This window comes from Paenibacillus sp. RC21 (genome assembly GCF_044907935.1).
GTDB lineage: Bacteria > Bacillota > Bacilli > Paenibacillales > Paenibacillaceae > Paenibacillus > Paenibacillus terrae_A.
In genome coordinates, this window is record NZ_JBIYCS010000003.1 from 823,021 (window position 1) to 829,414 (window position 6,394).

Consider the following 6,394-nt stretch of genomic DNA (forward strand, 5'->3'; position numbering starts at 1 on the left):
TTGGTTTATAGGGCAGGGAGGAAAAGACATGGATAAAAAAATATTAGTAGCGGACGATGAACCCAGCATTCGCAATGCGTTGGCCTATGCGTTGCAAAGAGAAGGTTTTTTGGTAGAAACCGCTGTTGACGGGGAGGACGCATTGGAAAAAGTCCGTTTGTTTCACCCCGATGTGCTGGTGCTCGATGTGATGATGCCCAAGCTGGGCGGATATGAGGTGTGCCGCCGTTTGGAAAGTCGGAAGGGCATCGGTATTCTGCTGCTGACTGCCAAAAACGATATCGTGGATAAGGTGCTCGGGCTGGAGCTGGGCGCGGACGATTTTATGAGCAAGCCCTTTGATCTGCGAGAGCTGCTCGCCCGCATCAAGGCGCTGGTACGGAGGTTGGAGCGGGAAGGAGCGCCCGCGCCGGAAGGATCAGAAACGATACTTGGCCCGTTACGAGTGCGTCCGTCCAGCAGGACGGCTGAACTGGAGGAAACAGTGCTGGAGCTGACACCCAAGGAGTTTGATGTGCTGGCGCTTCTGGTGTCACACGCTGGGCGGGTATACACGCGGGACGAGCTGCTGGAGCAGATATGGGGCTTCGATTATGCAGGTGGAACACGGACGGTGGATATTCACATCCAGCGCTTGCGCAAGAAGCTTGAGCCGCATCAGTCGCTATTGCAGACGGTGTATGGAATAGGCTATAAGGCAGAAAAGATACTGTGAACGAACGCCAGTTGCTTGGCGCTTGCCCATCCATTCACCACGTTGATTCTTGGTCCAGGCGGACACGAGGTTCATCGTTAACGAGAAAGTCGTACCAGCGGTTGCGAAAACGAACCTGAGGCCCGTCTGCGGGTACATGCGCCTCCATGCGCAGCGCCTCAGGGATAGGACGCGGATGCTGGCTTTCCACCACGGTTCGATCCTCTTCCAGCACTCTGTTGCTATATCTGGAAAAAATCCGGCTCATACCCGGTACAAATTTGGCAAAATTACGCCCAGCCAGCCCGTAGATGGCGGTCACTTCCTGCTCAATTGGGGTGAAGGTGACGAAATTAATAAACTTGCTGCGTCCCTCCTCAGCCGGAGTCAGAATCCATTGCTGCGGAAAGGTGTATTGCAGTAGCCCGCTTCCGTTTTTCACCCGAATATGATCGTGATCTGCTTCGAACTGGATATGGATGTCGGTAGACGATTTTTTACCAATGGTTTTGTTGTGTACAATCGGCAGGTGATCGACATCCAGCACGCTTTCCACAACTCTTGTCAGATGCGCCTTCCATACAGAATCGTAGGGTGACATCATAAGATTCGGGTCCTCCAGCTCGGGAAAAAGCTCCAGCGGGGGAGGTGTCAAAGTGGATGCCCAACTCTCTGTACCCGGCCCGGATACTGGGCCAACAGCCTGAGGATAGACCCACAACAGCCCGACTTTTTCAATCGCAGGATAGGCGTAGGTATGAGCAAAATCGGGAATGGCACGCCCCGGATGAGCCGGGATATCCACGCACTGCCCATTCTCATCGAAGGACCATGCATGATAAGGACATGTGATTTGCCCGTTTTGACAAAAGCCCAGCGACAAATCGGCTCCCCGATGCGGACAATACGCATGTATGGCACGTACCTGCCGATGGTTGTCACGGTACAATACGATATCCTTGCCGAGCAGCCGCTTTTTAAGCGGCTTATCCCGCAGTTCCTTGGACCAGCCGACGGGGAATACCTGCTGGTCACTTTCTCGTACTTCACGAAAGCCAGGATGGCTGTTCATCTATATCCACACTCCTGTTCTCATTTGCATATATGACTTACACAAATGACCCACGGGTCATTTTTTCTATTATTATAATACACCCCCCTCATCCGAACTGAAACAGCCGCCCTGAAATTGGAAAGGTTTTTTGGCTTCCATCACATATCGTACATCCCCGTGAATATACTTAATAACCAACAAGGCCAAACTGTGCCGTGTATCCACTTGGGGGGTGCCTAACAATGCCGGAACCACGTCAGCCATATTCATTCGTCGTATCCCGTGAAGATTGGTCGCTGCATCGCAAAGGGTACCAAGACCAGCAGCGTCATCAGCAGAAGGTCAAAGATGTGATTAAGCAAAATCTGCCTGATCTGATTACGGAAGAAAATATTATCATGTCAGACGGTAAGCAGATTATTAAAGTGCCGATTCGCAGTCTGGACGAATATCGCTTCATTTATAATTATCAGAAGCAAAAGCATGTAGGCCAAGGGGACGGAGATAGTCAGGTGGGGGATGTCATCGGACGTGATCCTGCTTCCCAGAAGCCCGGTAAAGGCGAGAAAGCCGGGGACCAGCCCGGACACGATATCATGGAGACGGAAGTCAGCATGGAAGAACTGGAAGATATGCTGTTCGAGGACATGGAATTACCGCATTTGCAGCAGAAAGACAAGGAACAGATTGAGGTTGAGTCCATCGTATTCAATGATATACGCAAAAAAGGCATGCAGGCCAACATTGACAAGAAGCGAACGATTCTCGAAAATCTGCGTCGCAACGCCCGCGAGGGCAATCCGGGCATTCATCATATCAGTCCGGACGATCTCCGTTATAAAACATGGGAGGAAAAAACCATCCCCCAATCCAACGCGGTGATCATTGCGATGATGGATACTTCAGGCTCAATGGGATCTTTTGAAAAATATTGCGCCCGCAGCTTCTTTTTCTGGATGACCCGCTTTTTGCGCCGTCAATATGAAAAGGTGGAGATTGTCTTTCTGGCGCATCATACCGAAGCCAAAGAGGTTACGGAGGAAGAATTTTTCACCCGTGGAGAAAGTGGCGGCACCATCTGCTCTTCGGCCTACCTCAAGGCACTGGAGATTATCGACAAGCGCTATCCTCCTTCCAACTACAATATTTATCCCTTCCATTTCTCGGACGGCGACAATCTGACCTCGGACAACGAGCGGTGCGTGAAGCTAATCGAGGAGCTTATGAAGCGCAGCAACATGTTCGGCTATGGAGAAGTGAATCAATATAACCGCAGCAGCACACTGATGTCGGCCTATAAGAACATTAAAATGGATCAGTTTATGTATTACGTTATCAAGGAAAAGGGCGAGGTATACCAAGCCTTACGCACCTTTTTTCGCAAACGGGAAGGGGGAACGGTGGGATGAGCACCGACCAGAAAGAGCTGGAATACGCGATAACAGAAATTATGGAGATTGCAAATGGATTCGGGCTCGATTACTATCCGATGCGGTATGAGATTTGTCCGGCGGATATTGTATACACGTTCGGGGCCTATGGGATGCCCACGCGCTTCAGCCACTGGAGTTTTGGAAAAACGTTTCACAAGATGAAGATGCAGTACGATTTTGGCCTGAGCAAAATCTATGAGCTGGTCATCAACTCCAATCCCTGCTACGCTTTCCTGCTGGAGGGAAATTCTTTGGTTCAAAATAAACTGATTGTCGCCCATGTGCTGGCGCACTGTGATTTTTTCAAGCACAACGCCCGCTTCTCAGCTTCCAACCGCAATATGGTGGAGAGTATGTCCGCTACGGCAGACCGAATTAACGGTTATGAAATGGAATACGGTTCGAAGGTCGTCGAATCCTTCATTGATTCAGTACTGGCTATACAGGAGCATATTGATCCGCAGTTGATCAAACCGCAGCATCTGGATAAACAGCGATATATGGAGCTTAAAATCCGTGAGCAAAAGGAACCGGGAAAACGGCAGCGCCCAGACGGTCCTTACGATGATCTGTGGTCACTGGACATGGTGAAGCTACAGCCGGATTCGACGGAAAGCGAAGGCATCCAGATACGACAGTTCCCGCCTGAACCGGAGAAGGATGTCGTATGGTTTATTCAGGAATTTTCGGAAGTGCTGGAGGACTGGCAGCGGGATATTATGACGATGCTGCGGGACGAAATGCTGTATTTCTGGCCCCAAATGGAGACTAAAATTATGAATGAAGGCTGGGCCTCCTATTGGCATCAGCGGATTGTCAGGGAATTGGATTTGACCGGGGATGAAACTGTTGAATTTGCACTGCTGAATGCTTCTGTCGTACAGCCTTCCAAGCAAAGCCTGAATCCGTATTATTTGGGGCTTAAAATATTTGAGGATATTGAAAAGCGATGGGATAACCCAACCCGTGAAGAGCAGGAGCGACAAGGACGAAAACCGGGCGAAGGACGCGCTAAAATGTTCGAGGTACGGGAGTTTGACTCAGACACCTCTTTTATACGCAATTACATGACCAAGCAACTGACGGAGGATTTGGATCTGTACGTATTCGAGAAACGGGGACCGGATTGGAAAATCACAGATAAATCGTGGGAAAACATACGGGACCAGCTCGTATTCTCGCGTGTGAATGGTGGCTCTCCTTATATCGTCGTTGAGGATGGAGATTATCTGCACACTGGCGAATTGAAGCTCAAGCACCAGTTTGAAGGGATTGAGCTGGATTTAAAATATATGGAGCGTACGCTTCCGTATGTGTATCAGCTGTGGGGGCGGACCGTTCATTTGGAAACGATGATTGAAGGCAAGCTGGCCTTATTCTCATACGATGGCAAGAAGCACCATCGCAAGTTTGTATAAGGGAGCAGGGTAACGAACGAAGAATGAATATCTAAAAAGGTGCAGCCGTAAAAAGGGACTGCACCTTTTTTTCTCTATCCCAGCCATAGCAGCCGAACTACAGCCATACTCACAATACCGACAATAACGGTAGCCAGCAGGTTTTTGCTCCATAAGGCAGTCACTAGTGTAGGAAGGATCGTAATAAGCACTTGCCAATTAAAAGTGACGGAGCCTTCCGTTCGGACGAGCAGATGTTCCATGACGAGCGCCGTAAAAATGCAAATAGGGATGTAGGACAGCCATTGGAGCACTGGTTTGGGCAGAGCCAGCTTTTGCAGTACGACGAAGGGAATGATTCTCGGGATGGCTGTGACGACCATGCCGCCGATAATGATGTACATGACGTTGGGATCAATGTTCATTTGTCGGTTAACACTCCAATCGTTGCGGTCATCACAGTAGCTACAATGACGGCGATATGCGACGGCACCCACCAGGACAAAAGGTACATCAGAACAGCCATACACAGCACGAGCAGCAGACGGTGCTTGAGCTTGGAGATCTGGACGCTTTGCAACTGGGAAATAAGCAGAGCCAGAAACATTGCTGGCAAGGCAAAATCCAGACCAAATGCCTCTGGCCGGGAAATCCAGTTCCCGAGAATCCCTCCTGCCACACAGGAGGCAATCCAGACGAGGTAAGCGGTGATATTAAGCCCGTTCATCCAGCGATCGCTTACCTGCCCGCCTTTAGCCAATTTATCCGACGCTACCCCAAAGGATTCGTCTGTCAACAGTACGCCGATGCCTATGTTTTTCCACAATGAATATTTTGAGAAATAAGGAGCCAACGATGCGCTTAACAACAGGTGGCGGGCATTCACAATGAATGTCGTTAAAATAATGACAGAGGGGGGACTGGACGCAGCCAGCATCGAACACATAATAAATTGGGAAGCTCCTGCGTACACAAGCGCCGACATCAGGGCAATTTCCATCGTGCTCACACCTGACGAGGCCCCCACAATGCCTGCCGCGAAGCCAATACACACATAACCGAGCAACGTAGGGATACAATCCTTGACTCCTTGTAAAAAGTGGAGTGGATCGCGCTCCGTTTCGCTCAACCCCGAAGCTATAGACATTTCAACCTTCCCTCCATTCTAAATTTCATTATAGTATATAACGGAACCTCGAAAATGATCAATATATTATACAATTGTATGTTATGATGAACAATCTCTATAGCTAACGAGCCTACTTTTGTGTCCGCTGTAATTAGTTTTGTCATTATATAGAATATGTTTTGTCATTAAACTTGAATTAGATGTCAGTGCCTGCGACCTTGATGGTTCAGGCATTTTTTACTTTCGGTTATTTATTTTCTTGATTAACGCTAACTTTTTTAGGCGACAATGGCTTAAATACCCATTAAGTTGTTATTTTTAATATAATCATTGTTTAGATATTTTTGATAAGTCGAGTATTCATCTAACGGTAATGTGTCAAAGAAACTACCCGGCTGCGTGCATCAATATCTGAACTTGGTCCCCAAAACTAATTAAAGTAACATTTTTCTGCCTTGACACGTAACACCCGATCGGTTCACAACCGTATCGGGTGTTTTCATATCCTTGTTTTCCATCGCACTATCTACATAAAAGGCCAGCAGCTTCTCTGGGAAATTAAAACTGACATATTGACCGTTATGTGTAAGGTGTAAGGGATAATTTCTTGAGCAGCAGCCTGTACATGATGTATGGGAATGAAACATCGGGATATAAAATGGTTTCGTGCAACTGTTTTTCCATTTA

General features: G+C 48.4%; 6 protein-coding genes and 1 pseudogene. 3 read left to right on the forward strand and 4 right to left on the reverse strand.

The window, feature by feature from the left end; all coding sequences use genetic code 11:
- Positions 1-28 precede the first annotated feature (28 nt).
- Positions 29-715, forward strand: coding sequence for a response regulator transcription factor (locus ABIA61_RS13575; protein ID WP_404520058.1), 687 nt, complete (start codon positions 29-31; stop codon positions 713-715).
- A 34-nt stretch (positions 716-749) separates the two neighbouring features.
- On the opposite strand, the gene ABIA61_RS13580 is transcribed toward ABIA61_RS13575, so the two are convergent.
- A complete protein-coding gene (locus ABIA61_RS13580; protein ID WP_404580841.1) occupies positions 750-1,766 on the reverse strand; it encodes a Rieske 2Fe-2S domain-containing protein in 1,017 nt (338 codons plus the stop codon).
- A gap of 224 nt (positions 1,767-1,990) precedes the next feature.
- On the opposite strand from ABIA61_RS13580, the gene yhbH reads away from it, so the two are divergent.
- Together yhbH and ABIA61_RS13590 are read left to right on the forward strand one after the other, a co-directional pair.
- Positions 1,991-3,157: a sporulation protein YhbH gene (yhbH, locus tag ABIA61_RS13585; RefSeq protein WP_044647500.1), complete on the forward strand. Its 1,167-nt coding sequence runs from the start codon at positions 1,991-1,993 to the stop codon at positions 3,155-3,157.
- Entirely contained in the window at positions 3,154-4,599 is a 1,446-nt protein-coding gene (locus ABIA61_RS13590) for a SpoVR family protein (RefSeq protein ID WP_283655274.1), read from the forward strand. The genes yhbH and ABIA61_RS13590 overlap by 4 nt, the downstream gene beginning before the upstream one ends.
- A gap of 74 nt (positions 4,600-4,673) precedes the next feature.
- Here ABIA61_RS13590 and ABIA61_RS13595 read toward each other — a convergent pair whose 3' ends face one another.
- The 3 genes and pseudogenes from ABIA61_RS13595 to ABIA61_RS13605 form a co-directional block, all read right to left on the reverse strand.
- Positions 4,674-5,003 (reverse strand): AzlD domain-containing protein, encoded by a 330-nt coding sequence (locus tag ABIA61_RS13595; RefSeq protein ID WP_404580842.1) that lies wholly within the window; start codon positions 5,001-5,003, stop codon positions 4,674-4,676.
- Positions 5,000-5,725 (reverse strand): AzlC family ABC transporter permease, encoded by a 726-nt coding sequence (locus ABIA61_RS13600; protein ID WP_283655275.1) that lies wholly within the window; start codon positions 5,723-5,725, stop codon positions 5,000-5,002. Before ABIA61_RS13600 ends, ABIA61_RS13595 begins: the two co-directional genes overlap by 4 nt.
- Positions 5,726-6,219: 494 nt before the next feature.
- Positions 6,220-6,391 (reverse strand): annotated as a pseudogene (locus tag ABIA61_RS13605) (AraC family transcriptional regulator); the annotation flags it as partial.
- Positions 6,392-6,394: the final 3 nt, after the last annotated feature.

Coding starts and splice junctions, on each gene's coding strand:
- ABIA61_RS13590 (WP_283655274.1), top strand. CDS start 3,154: ATGAGCACCGACCAGAAAGAGCTGGAATACGCGATAACAGAAATTATG.
- yhbH (WP_044647500.1), top strand. CDS start 1,991: ATGCCGGAACCACGTCAGCCATATTCATTCGTCGTATCCCGTGAAGAT.
- ABIA61_RS13595 (WP_404580842.1), bottom strand. CDS start 5,003: ATGAACATTGATCCCAACGTCATGTACATCATTATCGGCGGCATGGTC.
- ABIA61_RS13600 (WP_283655275.1), bottom strand. CDS start 5,725: ATGTCTATAGCTTCGGGGTTGAGCGAAACGGAGCGCGATCCACTCCAC.
- ABIA61_RS13580 (WP_404580841.1), bottom strand. CDS start 1,766: ATGAACAGCCATCCTGGCTTTCGTGAAGTACGAGAAAGTGACCAGCAG.
- ABIA61_RS13575 (WP_404520058.1), top strand. CDS start 29: ATGGATAAAAAAATATTAGTAGCGGACGATGAACCCAGCATTCGCAAT.